The 19840-nt window shown below is 59.3% G+C and carries 16 protein-coding genes; 13 read left to right on the top strand and 3 right to left on the bottom strand.

Features of this window, described 5'->3' with window-relative positions:
• Nucleotides 1–18: 18 nt before the first annotated feature.
• From rsgA to M3P88_RS07935, 3 genes are read right to left on the bottom strand one after another with little or no spacing between them, the layout of a single operon-like run.
• Nucleotides 19–882, bottom strand: coding sequence for a ribosome small subunit-dependent GTPase A (rsgA, locus tag M3P88_RS07945; protein ID WP_249615511.1), 864 nt, complete (start codon nt 880–882; stop codon nt 19–21).
• Entirely contained in the window at nt 879–1202 is a 324-nt protein-coding gene (locus tag M3P88_RS07940) for a 4a-hydroxytetrahydrobiopterin dehydratase (RefSeq protein ID WP_249615510.1), read from the bottom strand. Before M3P88_RS07940 ends, rsgA begins: the two co-directional genes overlap by 4 nt.
• Nucleotides 1199–2449, bottom strand: coding sequence for a M48 family metallopeptidase (locus M3P88_RS07935; RefSeq protein ID WP_249615509.1), 1251 nt, complete (start codon nt 2447–2449; stop codon nt 1199–1201). Before M3P88_RS07935 ends, M3P88_RS07940 begins: the two co-directional genes overlap by 4 nt.
• 69 nt (nt 2450–2518) lie before the next feature.
• On the opposite strand from M3P88_RS07935, the gene orn reads away from it, so the two are divergent.
• The 13 genes from orn (at nt 2519) to cobA (ending at nt 19687) form a co-directional block, all read left to right on the top strand.
• Nucleotides 2519–3064 carry an oligoribonuclease gene (orn, locus tag M3P88_RS07930; protein ID WP_249615508.1) on the top strand — a complete coding sequence of 182 codons (546 nt, stop codon included), beginning with the start codon at nt 2519–2521 and terminating at the stop codon, nt 3062–3064.
• Nucleotides 3065–3132: 68 nt separating this feature from the next.
• Entirely contained in the window at nt 3133–4782 is a 1650-nt protein-coding gene (gene pgi / locus M3P88_RS07925; RefSeq protein ID WP_249615507.1) for a glucose-6-phosphate isomerase, read from the top strand.
• On the top strand, nt 4772–5266 hold the full coding sequence (locus tag M3P88_RS07920; protein ID WP_249615506.1) for a CinA family protein: 495 nt from the start codon (nt 4772–4774) through the stop codon (nt 5264–5266). The genes pgi and M3P88_RS07920 overlap by 11 nt, the downstream gene beginning before the upstream one ends.
• Nucleotides 5267–5427: 161 nt before the next feature.
• Nucleotides 5428–7470: a sensor domain-containing diguanylate cyclase gene (locus M3P88_RS07915; RefSeq protein WP_249615505.1), complete on the top strand. Its 2043-nt coding sequence runs from the start codon at nt 5428–5430 to the stop codon at nt 7468–7470.
• 149 nt (nt 7471–7619) lie between these two features.
• Nucleotides 7620–9275 carry a formate--tetrahydrofolate ligase gene (locus M3P88_RS07910; protein WP_249615527.1) on the top strand — a complete coding sequence of 552 codons (1656 nt, stop codon included), beginning with the start codon at nt 7620–7622 and terminating at the stop codon, nt 9273–9275.
• A gap of 298 nt (nt 9276–9573) precedes the next feature.
• Nucleotides 9574–10833 carry a CmpA/NrtA family ABC transporter substrate-binding protein gene (locus M3P88_RS07905; protein ID WP_249615504.1) on the top strand — a complete coding sequence of 420 codons (1260 nt, stop codon included), beginning with the start codon at nt 9574–9576 and terminating at the stop codon, nt 10831–10833.
• A gap of 49 nt (nt 10834–10882) precedes the next feature.
• A complete protein-coding gene (ntrB, locus tag M3P88_RS07900; protein WP_249615503.1) occupies nt 10883–11764 on the top strand; it encodes a nitrate ABC transporter permease in 882 nt (293 codons plus the stop codon).
• 1 nt (nt 11765) lies between these two features.
• Nucleotides 11766–12560, top strand: a complete 795-nt coding sequence (locus tag M3P88_RS07895) for an ABC transporter ATP-binding protein (protein WP_249615502.1) — start codon at nt 11766–11768, stop codon at nt 12558–12560.
• 49 nt (nt 12561–12609) lie between these two features.
• A complete protein-coding gene (locus M3P88_RS07890; RefSeq protein WP_249615501.1) occupies nt 12610–13185 on the top strand; it encodes an ANTAR domain-containing response regulator in 576 nt (191 codons plus the stop codon).
• A 242-nt stretch (nt 13186–13427) separates the two neighbouring features.
• The gene (gene nirB / locus M3P88_RS07885; protein ID WP_249615500.1) at nt 13428–15860 is read left to right on the top strand and encodes a nitrite reductase large subunit NirB; all 2433 of its coding nucleotides are present in this window, start codon (nt 13428–13430) and stop codon (nt 15858–15860) included.
• A gap of 49 nt (nt 15861–15909) precedes the next feature.
• On the top strand, nt 15910–16221 hold the full coding sequence (gene nirD, locus M3P88_RS07880) for a nitrite reductase small subunit NirD (protein ID WP_249615499.1): 312 nt from the start codon (nt 15910–15912) through the stop codon (nt 16219–16221).
• Nucleotides 16222–16259: 38 nt separating this feature from the next.
• Nucleotides 16260–18929 carry a nitrate reductase gene (locus tag M3P88_RS07875; protein ID WP_249615498.1) on the top strand — a complete coding sequence of 890 codons (2670 nt, stop codon included), beginning with the start codon at nt 16260–16262 and terminating at the stop codon, nt 18927–18929.
• Nucleotides 18926–19687, top strand: coding sequence for a uroporphyrinogen-III C-methyltransferase (cobA, locus tag M3P88_RS07870; RefSeq protein ID WP_249615497.1), 762 nt, complete (start codon nt 18926–18928; stop codon nt 19685–19687). The genes M3P88_RS07875 and cobA overlap by 4 nt, the downstream gene beginning before the upstream one ends.
• The last annotated feature ends 153 nt before the right edge of the window (nt 19688–19840 follow it).

The following is a 19840-nucleotide window of genomic DNA, read 5'->3' as shown; positions in this document are numbered from 1 at the left end:
AGCATGAAGCCCGTTTTTTTAGTCCAGCTTGCCGCTGATCAGGCGCTGAAACAGCTCCAGCCGGTGCGGGGCGATATCGCCGCGTGCGGCGGCGGCCTTGATTGCACAATCCGGTTCGTTGCGGTGCGAGCAGTTGTGAAAGCGGCACTGACCGATAAGCGGCCGCATTTCGGGGAAGTAGTAAATGAAATCAGTCGCGGCAATATGAGCCAGACCAAAGGCCTGCAAGCCGGGTGAGTCTATCAGCTGGCTGTTTTCATCCAGATGATAGAGCGCGGCATGGGTGGTGGTGTGGCGGCCGGTATCCAGTGCGGTGGAAATGTCGCCTACGCGCGCATTCACATGCGGCAGCAGGGCATTGGTCAGCGTTGACTTGCCCATGCCGGACTGGCCGACCAGTACCGAGGTATGCCCCTCAAGGAAGGGGCGGATGGCATCGGCGTTTTCCAGTGCCGACAGCACCACGACCTGATAGCCCAGTTGCTGATACAGCTCGAGCTTCTTCAGCCATGCTGCCGTTTCCGGCAGATCGCTTTTATTGACGATGATGACCGGATCGATATCGGCGGCTTCGGCCGCGATCAGGCAGCGCCCGAGCAGTTCTTCACTGGGCGAGGGTACGGCGGCCGATACAAACAGGATGCGCGTCACATTGGCGGCGATGACCTTGGTTTTCCAGTCATCCTGACGGTAGAGCAGGCTGCGCCGCTCCTGCGCGCCCTCGATGACCGCCTGCTCTTTATTCTGTATGGTGATGTCGACCCAGTCACCACAGGCGTAGTCCACCCGTTTGGCCCGGGTCGTGGCGTCGTATTCGGTGTCGCCACATTCGACGATAAAACGGCGGCCGTAACTGCGGATAATCTGTCCGGTCGCCTTCATGCGTGTGCGCCTGCGAGCGCGCTGCATTTGGCGGCGCAGATGACATCATTCAAGGTGATGCCGTCAGCGTCATGGGTGGAGAAGCGCACGACTACGCGGTTGAAATGCACGGACAAATCCGGATGGTGGTTTTCCTGATGGGCAATAAAAGCCAGCGCATTCACAAAGGCCATGGTGCGGTAGTAGTCGGCAAAGTGCCAGCTATGCACCAGCGCGCCGTCCAGCAACTGCCAGCCGGGCAAATCCTGCAGATGGATCAGCAAATCGTTGGCATCCAGCGCGGTATAGCTCTCGCTGCAAGAGCGGTCGGTCAGTTTCATGCGGGTAATCCTTTGAGATGGGCGATACGCAGCGCCGCCGGCGGATGCGAGTCGTAAAAAGCCGAATAAAGCGGGTCTGGCGTCAGGGTGGACGCATTGTCGCGGTAGAGCTTGGCCAGTGCCGAAATCAGGTCGCTGGCCGCCGTTTCGCCGGCGGCGAACGCATCCGCCTCGTACTCATGCTTGCGCGACAGCAGGCTGGATAAAGGCGTCAGCGGGAAGGTGAATAGCGGCATCACCATGAAAAACAACACCAGGGCGATCGCATGGCTCTGGCTGCTGAGCCCCAGGCCCTGATAGAACCAGAAGTTGGTCAGACACTGGCCCAAGATAAACAAAAAACCCAGCGCCAGCGCAAAGGTCGTCGCCATGCGCTTGGCAACATGCTTTTTCTTGAAGTGGCCCAACTCGTGCGCCAGCACCGCTTCAACTTCGGCATGGCTTAGCGTGCCCAGCAGGGTGTCGAAAAACACGATGCGCTTGGCCGCGCCAAAGCCGGTGAAATAGGCATTGCCGTGGCTGGAGCGGCGCGAGCCATCCATAACGAAAATGCCCTGGCTTTTAAAACCGGTACGGCTGAGCAGTTGGTCGATGCGTGCGGCCAGCACCTTATCGTCAAGCGGCTGGAAACGGTTAAACAGCGGGGCAATGAAAGTCGGGTACACCAGTAGCAAAATCAGGCTGAAGCCGGCCCAGACCAGCCATACCCATAGCCACCACAGTGTACCGGCGCCCTGCATCAGCCACAGCACCAGCGCCAGTAGCGGCAGGCCCAGCAGCACCGACAGCAAGGTGCTGCGCAGCAGGTCGCTCATGAAAAGACGCGGCGTAATCTTGTTAAAGCCGTAATGCGCCTCGATGCCGAAGGTCGAAATCAGGGTAAAGGGCAGGCCGGCCAGCGCGCTTAGCAGTGTGGTCAGCGCAACAAACACAAGACCTTGGCCTAGTGCCTCCAGACCGGCAAGCGCACTTGTCTGCCATAAATACTGCAAACCGCCACCTAGCGTCAGCACCAGTAGCAACAAGGCATCAAACAGGCTGGAGGCCATGCTCAGGCGCATTTTGGCGATGGTGTAGTCGGCTGCATGCTGGTGGGTCGCTAGCGGGATGCTGCTGGCGAATGCGGCCGGAACCGCGTTGCGGTGTGCGCGCACATGGGCGATCTGGCGCTGCGCCAGAAACAGGCGCAAGCACAGGCTTACAGCCAGTGCAGCAAGAAACAGGGTGTGAAAAAGGGGTGCTGTCATGGGCGGTGCCGTTTGCCGAACGCGCGGCAATCACGGAGAATAGGCAATCTTTATAGAAAGCTGGCAAGTATGGCACAAGATCCGAACAAGCTCATCTGGCTCGACATGGAAATGACCGGGCTGGAACCTGACACCGACCGCATTATCGAAGTGGCGATGGTAGTGACCGATAGCCAGCTCAATGTGCTGGACCAGTCCGAAGTCTATGTCGTGCATCAAAGCGATGCGGTCATGAACGGCATGGATGAGTGGAATACCAAGACCCATGGCCGCACCGGCCTGACCGAGCGCGTGCGTGCATCCACCTTGAGCGAGGCTGAAGTCGAGGCGGCGCTATTGGCCTTTATGCAACAGCATGTGGCCGAACGCGTCACACCGATGTGCGGCAACTCCATCGGCCAGGACCGCCGTTTTATGGCGCGCTGGATGCCCAAGCTGGAAGCCTATTTCCACTACCGCAATCTGGATGTCTCTACGCTGAAAGAGTTGTGCAAGCGCTGGAAGCCTGATGTTTACAAGGGCGTAGTGAAAAAAGGCAAGCACGAGGCGCTGGCCGACATCATGGAATCCATTGAAGAACTACGCTACTATCGCGAAAATTTCATCCGCGAATAATCTTTTTGCATACAACAATCAAAAGGGTGATGCGTCACCCTTTTTTCATTTTTGGCTGAATCCGATCCATGGCTGCTATCTGTTTCAACGACATCAATGCCTCGCAAGTGTGGGCCAAACTGCACCAGCACCAGCGCGCCACGCGCCATGTACCCATGCGCGAACTGTTCGAGGCCGACCCGCAGCGTTTTGAGCGCTTTTCGCTCAAGCTGGATGGCTTGCTGCTCGACTACTCGAAAAACCGCATCAGCGAGCGCACGCTGGAGTTGCTGCTGGAGCTGGCCGACGTAGCCGACCTGTCCGGCTGGATGGCGCGCATGCGTGCCGGCGAGCGCATTAATGTCAGCGAAAACCGGGCGGTGCTGCATACCGCCTTGCGCCTGCCCAAGGATGCGGTACTTGAAGTCGAAGGCCGCAATATCGTGGCTGACGTCCATGAAGAACTTGCGCGCATTCGCGACTTTTCCCGGCGCGTGCGTTCAGGTGCGTGGCGCGGTCACGACGGACGTGCGGTGAGCGATGTCGTCAATCTGGGCATAGGCGGCTCGGATCTGGGGCCGCTGTTGGCGACCGAAGCGCTGGCACCTTATGCCCAAGGCGGACCGAAGCTGCATTATGTGTCCAATGTCGATCCGGCCCATCTTGCGCGCACGCTGGACACGCTGGACCCGGCCACCACCTTGTTTATCATCGCGTCCAAATCGTTTACCACGCCGGAAACCCTGCTCAATGCGCAGGCGGCACGGCGCTGGTTTGTCGAACGCGTATCCGAAGCGGCCATAGACCAGCATTTTGTCGCGGTATCGACCAATGAAGCGGCCGTTGCCGGTTTCGGCATCGATGCGGCCAACCGTTTCGGCTTCTGGGACTGGGTAGGCGGGCGTTATTCGGTATGGTCTACCGTGGGGCTGTCGGTGATGCTGGCGGTCGGGCCCGAATGTTTCGACGCATTACTTGCCGGCGCGCACGAAATGGACACGCATTTTTTCAATGCGCCGTTTCAGGCCAATATGCCGGTGCTCTTGGCGCTGATCGGCATTTGGTACAACACCTTTTATGGCGCACATACGCACGCCATCATGCCTTACGATCATGGCCTGCGCCGTCTGCCGGCCCATATCCAGCAGCTGGATATGGAGTCCAACGGCAAGCGGGTCGGTCGCTATGGCGAGCGCCTCGATTTCGATACCGGGCCGGTGATCTGGGGCGAAGAGGGCGTCAACAGCCAGCACGCCTTCTTCCAGTTGCTGCATCAGGGAACCCGTCTGGTGCCGTGCGATTTTATCGTGCCGATGCAGGGGCATTACGATGCGGCCCAGCATCAGGTGCTGGTGGCCAATGCCTTTGCCCAGACCGAGGCGCTGATGCGCGGCAAGACCGGCACCGAGGCCATGGCCGAACTGGCCGGCATGGATGGCGAAACGCTGGACATGCTGGCGCCACAAAAGACCTTCCCAGGTAATCAGCCCAGCAATACGCTGGCGCTGGACAAGGTGACACCGCACAGCCTGGGCATGCTGCTTGCCTTGTATGAACACAAGGTGTTTGTGCAAGGCGCAGTCTGGGGGCTGAATTCTTTCGACCAGTGGGGGGTCGAGTATGGCAAAGCACTGGCGCGCACCATCCTGCCCGAACTTAATCCGGCCAAAGGCGTCGGTATGCATGACAGTTCGACGACGGGCTTGATCCATCACTACCGGCAATTGCATGAACACTGAAGCGCTGTGCCGCCGCATAGGCGCATGCTTGTTAGCCAAGAGCCAGACCGTTGCCACGGCCGAGTCCTGCACCGGCGGACTGATTGCCGCCGCGTTCACCGATATCGCCGGCAGCTCCGCCTGGTTTGGCTGGGGCGTGGTCAGCTACGCCAACGCGGCAAAGGTGGGGCTATTGGGTGTTCAGCCACAGACGCTGGACAACTATGGTGCGGTGAGCGAGCAAACCGTGCGCGAGATGGCTGCGGGGGTCTGCCGGGTATCGGGAGCCGACTGGGGCATCGCGGTGTCCGGTATCGCCGGCCCCGGCGGCGGCTCGCCCGATAAACCGGTGGGGACGGTATGGCTGGCGCTGGCCGGGCCCGATGGCATCGAGACCTTTGTACGCCACTTTGCCGGCGATCGTGCAGCCGTGCGCCAGCAGACCGTAGATACGGTCTTGGCCGTGCTGGATCTTCGGCTAAGTAGCGGGAAGGCTGTTTATTAACGGGTATCTTTTATAAGACACCTTGCGGTAGGTGTGGGTATTTATTTTTTGTAGCCAATCGACAATGACGAAAGCATTGGTGTAGAGTCTTTTTGTCTTCGTGAAGATGCGGTCACGTCATGGATGCAACGGCAAGGTTAACGATATTCTGAGGGGTGTAGATGCGCTGGGAACGCTCATGGCTGCCGGGTCCGCTTGCCCGAAAAACGGCACTGATCCTGACCTCGTCGTGTATGGCACTGGCCATCCTGATCTGGCTGCTGGGGCGCGTGCTGCTTATCCCTTCTTTTGATGCTGCTGAACGCCGTCTGACTGAGGATGCAGCTATCCATACCCGTGATGTATTTCTGGAAAGTGCCTATGGTTTGAATCGTTCGGCTTCAGACTGGGCCAACTGGGATGAAACTGACCGGTTTATCCGGAGTGGAAATGCCGAGATTCTGCGCGGGATGTTCTCACCCAAGCGCTTTAGCGATATCGGCATCGATTTCATGGCATTTTTCAATGCCGAAGGCTTAATGCTGCTCTCGGTTGAAAACACCGCCAAGACTATGGTGTACAACCCATCCTGGCTAGTGAAGGGTCTGGTTGCCGATAGCGAGTTTGGCCGTCATCTATTCCAACTGGTGACGACATCCAATGGTGCGGTGCTGTCCGGTGTGGTACGACTGCCTATCGGGGCGTACTACATCATTTTGACGCCGGTAAGGCCGACGGCGGCGAAGGGCACTCCATCCGGCTATATGGCGTGGGGGGTGCGCGCGGATAAGATACTGTTACGCAATAAGGCGACGTTTTTCTCCAGTGACACGCGAATTCTGTCTGTGACTTCGCGCGATTTGCCCGATGAGGTAACCGCGTGGGTCGCCCAAAAAATGCCCGGCGGGGATGTTTTGGTGCTACCGGGCGAGCACCGTATCGAGAGCTGGATCGCCGTGCGCAATCTGGACAATAAGCCAGCTTTATTGCTGGGGCGCAGCGCCCGGCGTGAGGTGTCGGCATTGGCCATCTCGAACATCAATACCATGGCGTTGGTATCGATTGCCGGTATTTTGCTGATCGGGCTGCTGGCCTTATACCTCTTGCAATTCCGGGTAGGCCGTCGTTTACACCACCTGCTGATGGCTATTCGGCGCATCCGGGGGGAGGGGCCGGTCGAGCGTCTGATGCTGGATGGCCGCGACGAGGTGACCGATCTTGCCGGCGCCATCAATGAATTGATTGACGACAAAAACCGGATGCTGCATGAGCGGGATGAGAGCGAGCAGCGTTTTGCCTCTGTTTTTGCCAGCTCTATTAACGGCATGTTGCTGTTGCGCGGCGGTCTGGCCTGTGAAATCAATGCCAGTGCGGTGCTGTTATTTCATGAGCGCTCGGCGCAGCAGCTACTTGGCCGTTCTTTGGCCGAGATGCTGGACCCGACCGATACGCGTACCGTGCAGTTACTGACGATGCTGGATGAGGGGGGGAGTGCTGGAGACACCAAACGCTGCGAATGTCGTTTTCGTCGGGCGGATGGTTCGGTATTTGATTGTGATGCCACTGCGACGGTGCTGCTACAAAACGGGTGCAAATTATTGCATTTGCATTTGGATGACATCACCGAGCGCAAGACCATTTTGCACCAGATCCGCCATATGGCATTTCATGACACGCTGACCGGGCTGGTGAACCGCAATCTGTTTCATGACCGCCTGGAGCAGGCATTGCGCCAGCAGCAGCGCGATGGTTTGCAGTTTGCCGTGCTGTTTATCGATCTTGATGGCTTTAAAGCGGTGAATGACCGCTTTGGTCATGCTGCGGGCGATGCTTTGCTGCAAGCCTTGGCTTTACGCATGAGTGCGTGTGTACGCAGCAACGACACGCTGGCACGCTTGTCCGGTGACGAGTTTGCCTTGTTGTTGACCGGTAGTGCGCAGCCCATGGCGGTGTTGCATCTGGCTAGGCGCTTGCTGGCCGAACTGCGCCACCCCGTCGTACTGGGTGCGGATCAGGCTCAGGTGGGGGCCAGCATCGGGGTATTGCTGGGGGATCGTGCCTACACCGATGCCGAGCGCGTGCTGCATGATGCCGACCATGCGATGTATCAGGCCAAGCGCGGCGGTAGAAACCGTATTGTGCTGTACCGGCCAGAGTCTTCCGGGGGGATGGCAGCGCCTGACTGCGTCAAAGATTGTGCTTATGTACAGCAAACGCAGGCCTGACTGGTCAGCGTATATTGCACTTCATCTATGCATGGCTCTTTCTCTCACCTGGCGTCAATCTAGGTAGTAGCGACACAATCATCTGATCTGGCTCATGGTAGGAAGCTTCTGCTTTCTTTACTCTATCGGCTCACTTCCTTCTGCCGAGTCTGTCGATGCTATCCGATATCGAAATTGCCCAGTCTGCAACGCTCATTCCCATTGATGTTCTGGCCAATACCCTGGGTTTTTCAGCCCGCGAGTACGAGCCCTATGGCCGCGACAAGGCCAAAGTTTCTCTTGCGTCAGGCAAAAATCCTGCGGGCAAGCTGGTGCTGGTTACGGCGACCAGCGGCACGCCGGCAGGCAGCGGCAAGACCACGGTATCGGTTGCGCTGGCGCAAGGGTTAAAGTATTTGGGCGAGTCGGCCGCTTTGGCTTTGCGCGAGCCTTCGCTTGGCCCCTGTTTTGGCATGAAGGGAGGGGCAGCGGGGGGCGGTTATGCGCAACTCTTGCCTATGGAAGCCATTAACCTGCATTTCACCGGCGACTTTCACGCCATCACCAGCGCCAACAATCTGATCGCCGCCATGCTGGACAATGTGCGCCACCATGCACAGACTGATCTTGAAACCGTTTTCTGGCGCCGGGTGCTGGATGTCAATGACCGCTCGCTGCGCCATATGGTGACCGGCCTTGGCGGCCCCGCACACGGCATCCCCGCCGACACCGGTTTCGACATTACGGCCGCCTCGGAAATCATGGCGGTGCTGTGTCTGGCTGAAGATGAAGCCGATTTGCGCCGGCGACTGGATGACTTGTTGCTGGGGCTGCGCAGCGATGGCACGCCATTTTATGCGCGCGAGTTGGGTATCACCGGCGCCCTGATGGCCTTGCTGCTGGACGCATTCAAACCGAATCTGGTGCAGTCACTGGAAGGCAATGCGGCTTTTGTGCATGGCGGACCGTTTGCCAATATCGCCCATGGCTGCAACTCGGTGCGCGCGACCCGCGCTGCCCTGTCTTGTGCCGATTGGGCGATTACCGAAGCCGGTTTTGGTGCCGATCTTGGCGCGGAAAAATTCTTCAATATCAAATGCCGGCAAAGCGCTCTGGCACCGGCCGTCACCGTGCTGGTGACTTCGCTTAAGGCGCTCAAGTGGCATGGCGGGGTGGATCTGGCTGCCTGCTCACAAGCCAATCCGGCCGCGCTTACGGCGGGCCTGCCCAATTTGCACCGTCATTTGGCTAATCTGGCAGGCTTTGGCCAGCGCGTGGTGGTTGCGCTCAACCGTTTTGCCGGCGATAGCGAGGATGAAATGGCCATGGTTGCCCAGGCTTGCCGCGCAGCCGGTACCGCTGGCTTTGCGGTCTGCGACGGTTTTGCCAAAGGCGGCGAAGGCGCAGTGGATTTGGCGCGTGCCGTGATGGCGGCCGGGCAGGAAAAAGTCCCCGCCGTGCGCTTTAGCTATCCGGCAGATGCGACACTAAGCGAAAAGCTGGATGCGCTAAGCCGCCAGCTTTATGGTGGCGCGGGTGTCACCCTCTCGCCCGAGGCGGAAGATGATCTGGCGCGCCTGCAGGCATGGGGCCTGGATCGCTTGCCGGTGTGTGTGGCCAAAACGCCGTACTCGTTTAGCCATGATCCTGCACTGCGTGGCGCACCGGAGGGTTTCGTTCTGCCGGTTGCCAGACTCCTGCCTAATACCGGTGCCGGCTTTGTCGTGGCGCTGGCAGGCAAGGTGCTGCGCATGCCCGGTCTGCCGCGCTCGCCGCAGGCTTACCATATCGATGTGGAGGATGGGCGCATCTGCGGTCTAGCCTGAGTTGTGATGGTGCATATTGCACTGCAATAGTGCGCAGACGATGCCGCCTTCTGGGGTAGCCGGCATGCGCCCCGAACTTTATGCCGGCGGCAGTGGTGCGCCGGATAAGGTTTTTCCGTCTTAACGGGCCAGTATGGTCAAGTTGGCACAGCAATTGCATTAATGCGGGTATTCGATCAGAGGGGCCAATGGCGGCCACTCTGCTCAGACGGACAATGGCGTCCGTCGTGCGGCGAAGTAGCAGCCGGCACGACGGGCGCCTTTTTTTGTTTTAAGCGCATAGTGCAAGGAGCAGAAGATGGCCAGACAGCAACTGATGGTGACAAGCAGCAAGACAGACGGACGCCGTGATTTTCTGAAGGGCGCTTTGGGCGTATTGGGCGCAGCGCTGATTCCCGGCGGTTTTGCGCTGCCGGCACAGGCAGGTAGCAATGCGCCGGAAAAAACCGAGGTGAGGGTGGGCTTTATTCCACTCACCGACTGCGCCTCGGTGATCGTGGCTGCAAAAATGGGTTTTGACAAAAAGTACGGCATCACCATCGTGCCCTCCAAGGAGGCGAGCTGGGCTGCGGTGCGCGATAAGCTGGTCAATGGCGAACTGGATGCTTCGCACGCACTTTACGGCATGATCTATGGCGTGCATCTGGGGCTGACCGGGCCCAAAAAAGATATGGCCGTGTTGATGACCCTCAACCAGAACGGACAGGGCATTACCCTCTCCCGGCAACTCAAGGATAAAGGCGTCACCAATGGCCCAACCCTGGCGCGCCTGGTCAAGGCCGAGCCGCGCGAATATACCTTTGCCCAGACTTTCCCGACCGGCACCCACGCCATGTGGCTGTATTACTGGCTGGCGGCTCAGGGTATAGACCCGTTACGCGATGTAAAAACGATTGTGGTGCCGCCGCCGCAGATGGTCGCCAATATGCGCGTGGACAATATGGATGGCTATTGCGTGGGCGAGCCGTGGAATGCGCGCGCCATTGCCGACAATATCGGTTTTTCCGTGGCCACCAGCCAGCAAATCTGGCCGGACCATCCGGAAAAAGTACTGGGCACGACAGGAGAATGGGTCAAGCAAAATCCGGCTACGGCGCGTGCGCTGATCGCCGCTTTGCTGGAAGCCTCCCGCTATATCGATGATCCGAAAAACCATGCCTCCGTTGCCCGCCTGATCGCCGAAAAAGGTTTTGTCAATGCGCCGGAAACGGTTATTGCCGGGCGTTTCAGCGGTGCTTACGAGGATGGCCTGGGGCGTAAATGGCAGGATGCGCGCGCGATGAAGTTTTTTGATGGCGGCAAGGTCAATTACCCCTACCTGTCGGATGGCATGTGGTTTTTAACCCAGCATAAACGCTGGGGCCTGCTTAAGAGCGATCCCGATTACCTCGGGGTTGCGCGCCAGATCAACCAGGGCGCGCTGTACAAGCAGGCGGCGGCCATGGCGCGCGTACCGGTACCCGTATCCGATATGCGCAGCAGCAAGCTGATGGATGGCCGGGTTTGGGATGGCAAGAATCCGGCTGCCTATGCGTCATCCTTCCCGATCAAGGCCTGATTGCAATGCTTTGCATGACCCGCCGATCGAAACCCATAGGGAGATATTCATGACTGCTGTTAAATCCATCGCGGGCGCAGCCGCCGCTGCAGAGGCTAGGCCCTTGCGCCGCAACAGAGTCTGGCCTGCGCCATTCGAGGCCATACGCCGGCCTGTGGGCACGCTGTTGCGGGTCGCGGTACCGCCGCTACTGGGCATCCTGCTGTTTTTGCTGCTGTGGGTACTGCTCGCGCAAGGCAGTGGCGGCAGCCTGCCTGGACCGGCGGCGACCTGGCTGTCGGCGCGCGAACTTTTTGCCGACCCGTTTTATCGTAATGGCCCCAACGATCAGGGCATAGGCTGGAATGTACTGATGTCTCTGGGGCGGGTTGGCGTAGGCTTCGGTTTGGCTGCCGTAGTGGGCATTCCGCTTGGGTTTTTGATTGGCCGCTTCGATTTTTTGGCACGCATGAGCGCGCCGGTGATCAGCCTGTTGCGGCCGGTCTCGCCCTTGGCCTGGCTGCCTATCGGTCTTTTGGTATTCAAGGCGGCGGATCCGGCATCGATCTGGGTGATTTTCATTTCCAGTGTCTGGCCGATGATACTGAACACCGCTGCCGGTGTGCGAGCCGTGCCGCAAGACTATCTGAATGTCGCACGGGTGCTGCGCCTGTCTGAATGGAAAGTGTTCACCGTGATTTTATTGCCGGCCGTGTTGCCGTCCATGCTGATAGGCGTGCGTCTGGCCATTGGCGTAGCGTGGCTGGTGATTGTGGCGGCCGAGATGCTGACCGGTGGTGTCGGCCTGGGTTTCTGGGTGTGGGATGAGTGGAACAACCTGAATGTCGAGCACATTCTGATTGCGATTTTCGTGGTAGGCATCGTGGGCCTGCTGCTGGAGCAATTGCTGGTTTGGCTGGCGAAAAAAGCCAGCTTCGGACAGGAGGTGTGAAATGGAACGCTATGTAGAGCTCGATCAGGTGGGAATGCGTTTTGATACCAGTAAAGGCAGTTTTACCGCCTTGCAGGATGTGAAGCTGGCCATTGCCCGGCAGGAATTTGTCTCCTTGATCGGCCACTCCGGTTGCGGCAAATCGACGGTGCTGAATATCATTGCCGGGTTATTGTTGCCCACCGACGGGATTGCCATTGCCCATGGCCGTGAAATCGCCGGACCGGGGCCGGATCGGGCCGTGGTGTTCCAGAACCACAGCTTGCTGCCCTGGCTTACCTGTTACGGTAATGTCCATCTGGCGGTAGAGCGGGTGTTTGGCAAGAGCGAGAGCAAAGCCAAATTGGCCGAGCGTACCGAGCAGGCCCTGGCCATGGTGGGCTTAAGCCATGCCCGCGACAAACACCCGAACGAAATTTCCGGCGGCATGAAACAGCGGGTTGGAATTGCCCGAGCCTTGGTCATGGAGCCTAAAGTCTTGTTGCTGGATGAACCCTTTGGGGCGCTGGATGCACTGACCCGTGCCAATTTGCAGGACGAACTGATCCGCATTGTGGCGCGCACCGGCTCGACGGTGGTGATGGTGACGCATGATGTGGACGAGGCGGTATTGCTATCCGACCGTATCGTGATGATGAGCAATGGTCCGGCTGCCACAATAGGCGAGATTCTGGACGTGAACTTGCCGCGCCCGCGCGATCGCCTGGCGCTAGCCAGTGATCCGGCTTATCACGCTTGCCGTGCGCAGGTGCTGGGCTTCCTTTATCAGAAATATGGCCAGCGCGCGGTGGCTTGATCCTGATGTTGGCATCGGGCTTGCTTGATGCCCGGGAAAAGGGGGGCGCATGCTTAAAGTATTGCTGATTAATGATGGCTCCGGACATGCCGGTTTATTGGCACAGATGCTGGCGCAGGCCGATGTTTGTATCGTCGGACAGATCGCGCCATGCATGGGGCTGGAGCATGTGATTGCCGGTTTGCAGCCGGATCTGGTTTTGATCGATAGCGATGCGCCCTCGCGCGATACGCTGGAAGCCGTCTGTGTTGCCAGTACGGAAAGCCGGCGCCCGGTGGTGATGTTTACCGGTAACGGCAGTCGCGACATCTTGCGCGAGGCACTCAAGGCCGGGGTATCAGCCTATGTGGTGGGGCAGGTCGAGGCCGTGCGCATTGAAAGCGTACTGGCTGTGGCCATCGAGCGCTTTGCCATTGAGCAGGCGCTGCGTGAGGAGTTGGCGGATACCCGGGTCCGCCTGGCCGAAAGGCAGTGGGTGGATAAGGCCAAGGGTTTGTTGATGCAATTGAAGGGCATAAGCGAGGACGAAGCCTACAAACGCTTGCGCGCCGAGGCGATGAAGCGGCAAAAACGCATCGGCGAGATTGCACAGACCATGGTTGAGTCCGCCGCCTGGCTGGCCTGAAGCTTGATATGCACCAGACTGTGCGGTAACCCGTGCTTTTTTCCTGCTTTTGGTGCGTTGCGGTCAATTCCTGCCGCTTAAAGCACGGGTTTTCTGGCACGACGATTGCTAGGTTTTAATGGAAGTACGATTGCGCCAACGGCGGTGCAGCGACAAGGACAACGAGGTCCGTGTACCTGATGCAATGCGTCAGGCGCACGGGCCTTTTTTATTTGCGCGGGGCAAGGCAGGGGAGGCAGGCAATGGTTCGCAAGAAGCTGGTAGTAGTAGGTAACGGCATGGCCGGGGTGCGTACGCTGGAGGAGTTGTTGAGTCTGGCCCCCGACGCTTACGACATTACGGTGTTTGGTGCCGAGCCATGGGGGAATTACAACCGTATTCTGTTGTCGCCGGTTTTGTCCGGAGAGCAGGCGTTTGAAGAGACCATTCTCAACGATGAGGCCTGGTATGCGGCGCAGGGCATATGCTTGCATCTGAACCAGACCGTGACCGCAATTGACCGCTCGCGGCGCGTGGTGAGAAGCGACAAGGGCATCGAGGCTAGCTACGACCGGCTATTGCTGGCCACCGGCTCCAATCCCTTTATCCTGCCGGTGCCGGGCAAAGAACTGAAAGGCGTGGTCAGTTACCGCGACTATCACGATGTGCGCTTTATGCTGGACGCTGCGCGCCATAAGCAGCATGCAGTGGTGATCGGAGGGGGGCTTCTGGGGCTGGAAGCCGCCAACGGTCTTGCCGCACGCGGCATGAGCGTGACGGTCGTGCATTTGTCAGCCTGGTTGCTGGAGCGGCAGTTGGATCAGGCGGCCGCGCGCTTGCTGCAAAAAAATCTGGAAGCACGCGGGCTGGCCTTTTTGCTGGAAAAACAGACCGAGGCCTTGCTGGGTAACGATAAGGGTGAAGTCAGGGCTATCCGCTTCAAGGATGGCCACGAATTGCCGGCAGATCTCGTGGTTATGGCCGTGGGCATCCGTCCCAACACCGCGCTGGCCGAGTCCAGTGGTCTCTATTGCCACCGGGGCCTGGTCGTTAATGACACCATGCAGACCTATGATCCGCGCGTGTATGCGGTGGGTGAGTGCGTCAGCCATCGCGGCATGGCTTACGGCTTGGTTGCCCCGCTGTTTGAACAGGCCAAAGTGGCTGCCAACCATCTGGCCGGGCATGGCATTGCCCGTTATCAGGGCAGTATCACCTCGACCAAGCTCAAGGTGACCGGCATTGATCTTTTTTCTGCCGGTGATTTTATCGGGGACGACACGACTGAAGCGATCACCTTGGCCGACCCGGTGGGGGGGGTATACAAAAAGCTGGTACTCAAGGGCGAGCAGTTGGTGGGTGCCTGCCTGTATGGGGACACCGGCGACGGGGCCTGGTATTTCCGCCTGATACGGGAAGGGCGTGCGGTAAACGAAATCCGCGACCAGCTGATGTTTGGCGAGTCGGCCATCGGTGACAGCGGGCACGCCGGTGAAAACCGCAGCGCCAGCATGGCGGATAGTGCGGAAGTTTGCGGCTGCAACGGCGTTTGCAAGGGCACCATTGTCAAGGCCATACGCGAAAAAGGCCTGTTCAGTGTCGACGAGATCAAAAAACACACCAAGGCGGCCAGCTCCTGTGGCTCCTGCACCGGTCTGGTCGAGCAGATTCTGGTCAATTGCGTTGGCGGCGCGGCCGATGTGACGCCTAAGGGCGAAAAAGCCATCTGTGGCTGTACCGAGCACAATCACGCCACCGTGCGCAAAGTGATACGCGAGCAACACCTGACCGAGATGTCTGCGCTGATGCGCTATCTCAACTGGCGCAATGAGGACGGTTGTGCCACCTGCCGTCCCGCGCTTAATTACTACCTGATCTCAAGCTGGCCGGGGGAGGCAAAGGACGATGCCCGTTCGCGTCTGGTGAATGAACGCGTCCATGCCAATATCCAGAAGGACGGCACGTATTCGGTCATTCCGCGCATGTGGGGCGGGGTCACCAACCCGTCCGAGCTGCGGCGCATCGCCGATGTCGCCGACAAATACCAGGTGCCCATGGTCAAGGTGACGGGGGGCCAGCGTATCGATCTTTTGGGCATCAAAAAAGAAGACCTGCCCCATGTGTGGGAAGAACTGGCCATGCCCTCCGGTCACGCTTACGGCAAAAGCCTGCGTACGGTTAAGACCTGTGTTGGCAGCGAGTTTTGCCGCTTCGGTACGCAAAATTCGACCCAGATGGGCATCGATCTGGAAAAAGACCTGTTCGGAATGTGGAGCCCGGCCAAGGTCAAGCTGGCCGTATCCGGCTGCCCGCGTAATTGCTCGGAGGCCGGCATCAAGGATGTCGGGATTATCGCGGTCGATTCGGGCTGGGAAATCTATATCGGCGGCAACGGCGGCATCAAGACGGAAGTCGCACAGTTTCTGGTCAAGGTCAAAACGGCGGCCGAGGTGCTGGAAACCTGCGGTGCTTTCCTGCAGCTTTATCGCGAAGAAGCCTTTTATCTGGAGCGTACCGTGCATTATCTGCATCGCGTGGGGCTGGATGGCGTTAAGCAGCGCATTGTCGAAGATGCCGCCGGGCGTAGCGAGCTTTATGCCCGTCTGCATTTTGCCCTGAGTTTCGAGCAAGACCCGTGGCAAGAGCGCATCAAGGCGGGGGCGCTCAGGCGCGAATTCGAAGTGCTTGCGCTGTAAACCTCAAAACGCGATCGGCAAGCATCAAATGATACGGAGGGAGAACAAAATGACGGACTGGGTTTCGGTTTGTACGCTGGCGGATATTCCGCCGCAAGGATCGCGCGTGATCAAACGCGCGCATGGCGAAGATATTGCCGTTTTTCGCACGCTGAATGACGAGGTGTTTGCCTTGTTCGATCGTTGTCCGCACAAGGGGGGGCCGTTGTCGCAAGGCCTGGTACACGGCAAGTCCGTGACCTGCCCGTTGCATGGCTGGGTGATTGCACTGGATGGCGGCCAGGTGCAGGCGCCGGATCAAGGCTGTGCCAACAAGGTGTTGTCGCGGCTGGAAGCCGGTGTTGTGTATCTGGCACTGTAGTGCTGCAAGGCATAGGCAAAACCGGAAGGGGGAGCGCCATGGATAAGACAGTTTCATCGGTATGCTGTTACTGCGGCACCGGTTGCGGCGTGATGGTGACGGCCCGTGGCGATCAGGTGATCTCGGTACAGGGGGACATCGCCCATCCGGCCAATTACGGACGCTTGTGCAGCAAAGGGCGGACCTTGGGCGAAACCGTGCGCCGTGACCATGTCCGGGTGCTGTCAGCGATGATGCGCCCTACGCGTGACATGCCCTTGCAGGCGATGGCGCGGGAGGCTGCCTTTGACGAGGTCGCAGCCAGGCTGGCCGCCATTATCCAAAAGCATGGGCCTGAGGCGGTAGGCTTTTATCTGTCGGGACAATTGCTGACCGAGGACTACGTCAGCTTCAACAAGCTGGCGCGCGCGCTGGTCGGAACCAACCATATCGACAGCAATTCGCGCCTGTGTATGTCCAGTGCCGTTAGCGGCTACAAGATGACACTGGGTGCCGATGCGCCACCGGCATGTTACGAAGACCTGGAACACGCCGATTGCGTGCTGATCGCCGGCGCCAATATGGCTTATGCCCATCCGGTGCTGTTTCGCCGACTGGAAGACGCCAAGGCCAAAAACCCCGCGCTCAGGATCATCGTGATCGACCCGCGCCGTACCGAGTCGACCAGCATTGCCGACCTGCATCTGGCGATTCATCCGGGTACGGATGTCGCCCTGTTTCACGCCATGCTGAATGTGCTGGTGTGGGAAGGGCTGGTCGATGAGGATTATATTGCGCGGCATACCGAAGGCTTTGCTGCGCTCAAGGCGCGTATTCACGAGTTCACGCCCAAGGCGGCAGCCGAAGTGTGCGGCATTGCCGCGGCTGACATTGTGCAGGCCGCACGCTGGTTCGGCATGGCGGGCGCCGCGCTGTCGCTGTACACCATGGGTTTGAACCAGTCTAGCAGCGGAACGGCCAAGAATGCGGCGCTGATCCATCTGCACCTGGCTACCGGCCAGATCGGCAAGCCCGGCGCCGGCCCGTTTTCACTGACCGGCCAGCCCAATGCCATGGGGGGACGGGAAGCAGGAGGCATGGCGACCTTGTTGCCCGGCCACCGTGATCCGGCCAATGCATCACACCGTACCGAGGTCGCGCAACGGTGGGGCATCCCGTCCCTGCCGGCAACGCCGGGCGCAACCGCGGTGGAAATGTTTGATGCGCTGCTGGACAAACGCATCAAGGCAATCTGGATTGTCGCGACCAATCCGGCCGCCAGCCTGCCGGAACAGGCACGGGTAAGGGCGGCGCTGCAGGCGGCTGAACTGGTGATTGTGTCGGAAGCGTTTGCCAGCGCGGACACGCTGGCATTCGCCGACTGGGTCTTGCCGGCCGCAACCTGGCCGGAAAAAGATGGCACCATGACCAATAGCGAGCGGCGCATATCACGCGTCCGTGCCGCCATTTCGCCGCCAGGAGACGCCTTGCCCGACTGGCAAATTGCCTGCGATATTGGTGCGCGCCTGGCGCGCTTGATTGCGCCGGACAAGGAACACCTTTTTACCCGGCAAACGCCGTCTGCCATTTTTGCGGCACATGCCGCCTGTACTGCCGGACGCGATCTGGATTACAGCGCGCTAAGCTATGCCGTGCTGGAACAGGATGGCCCGCAGCAATGGCCTTACCGCCACGGGCAGTCACAGGCAAGGCTGTATCGGGATGGGGTGTTCGCCACGCCCAACGGCAAGGCGCAGTTTTTTGACACCGGCTATCAGCCCGTGGCCGAAGCCGTTTCTGCCCACTATCCGTTCAAACTGAGCACGGGACGTTTGCGCGACCACTGGCATACGACAGGGCGCACGGGGCTGGTCGCGGCGTTGACACGCCATGTGGAGGAGCCGGCGCTGGGAATGCATCCTAGCGATGTGGCAAGACTGAAACGGCAGGCCGGCGATCTGGTGCAGATCAAATCCAGACGCGGTGCTTTGGTGTTGCCCGTGGTGTGTGATGACAGTTTGCGCCCGGGCCATGTCTTTCTGCCCATGCACTGGGGGCGAGGCTGGATGGCTGGAGACGGCATCAATGTGCTGACTAGCCGGGCGCTGGACCCGTATTCCAAACAACCCGAGCTTAAGCATGCCGCCGTTGCCATTACACCGGCCGCGCTGCACTGGCAGGCACAAGGGTTTATTCAGGGCGATGCCGCCTTGCTGCGTGGGGCTTTGCAAAGCTGGCTGTTGCGTTTCCCCTACGCGGTTCTGCTTCCGGTGGCGGAGGGCGGGGGCGGGATACGCTTGCGTCTGGCGGGGCCGGGCGCGCCGGATGCGGCGACGCTTGCCGAACTGGCGCAGGCTTTTTCCCTGGCACAACCGGATGCAGCACTGGATGACCCGGCGCGCGGCATCTTGCGCCGCTTGCAGTTGAATGAAGTCGGCAAACCGCATCGCTGGCTGTTGTGTGGCGACACGCGCGCGGCACCGGCTTTCGCGGTCTGGGCCGATGGCGGGCCAGCACCGGCCAGCTTGGCTGCCTTTTTTTCAGGCCAAACCGTTTCGGAGCGCTCGCCTCTGGTATGCGCTTGTACCGGGGTGCGTCAAGATGCGATATGCAGCGCAGCAAATAGCGGGCTGGATCTGGCCGGCGTGAAACAGACACTGGGTTGCGGCAGCGTATGCGGTTCTTGTGTGCCGCAAATTGTCCGCCTACTGGAGGAGGTGAGTGCATGAACCGGAAAAATGTAGCGGGCAAAGTGTGGCTGGTCGGTGCGGGGCCGGGAGATGCCGAACTGTTGACACTCAAGGCGGCCCGCGTGCTGGCCGCCTGCAAGGTCTGGCTGGTCGATGATTTGGTGGACAAAAGCGTGCTGGCTCTCGCGCCGCCTGCGACGCGTATCGTGCGGGTAGGCAAGCGCGGCGGTTGCAAGAGCACGCCGCAGGCGTTCATTTTGCGCCTGATGCTGCGCTATGCCCGACAAGGCGCCCAAGTGGCACGCGTCAAAGGGGGCGATGCCTTTATCTTCGGTCGTGGCGGAGAAGAGTGGGCATGGCTGGCCGAACACGGCGTGCAAGTCGAAGCTGTCGCAGGCTTGAGCGCCGGCCTGGCGGTGGGCGCTGCGCTGGGCTTGCCGCTGACGCATAGGGGCATCGCACGCGGCGTCAGCCTGGTAACGGCACATACCGAAGATGGTTCGCAGCCGAATTGGCAAGCCCTGGCTGCATCCGGTTTGACGCTGGTCTGTTATATGGGCATGCGCAATCTGGAAGGCCTTCAACAGACATGGCGGGAGGCGGGCTTTGCTGCCGATACGCCTATTGCCGTGGTCGAACGCGTAGGCTGTCACAGCCAGCGTCATCTGCTCACTACACTGGCTAAGCTTGCAAGCGCCGTGAGTGTGGCAGGACTGGCCAGTCCTGCGGTGATGGTGGTCGGAGAGGTCGTTGCCCATTTGGCAACACAGGAAAACCACATCGCGGCGGCGGCTTAATTGCGGCCAATTTATTGGCAAAAAGTGGCTTGATAACAATATGTTGTGTTGTATTTAAGCGACGCGGCCTGCATTGGCTTATGACTTTTAACGCAACAAAAAATGGCATTTTGAGCTTTCCTACCCATACTGAAATCGTGAGTTGAGCGTAAT

This window comes from Craterilacuibacter sp. RT1T (genome assembly GCF_023502145.1).
GTDB lineage: Bacteria > Pseudomonadota > Gammaproteobacteria > Burkholderiales > Chromobacteriaceae > Craterilacuibacter.
Note: the sequence above shows the minus strand (reverse complement) of the source record. Positions and strands in the feature narration are given on the sequence as shown.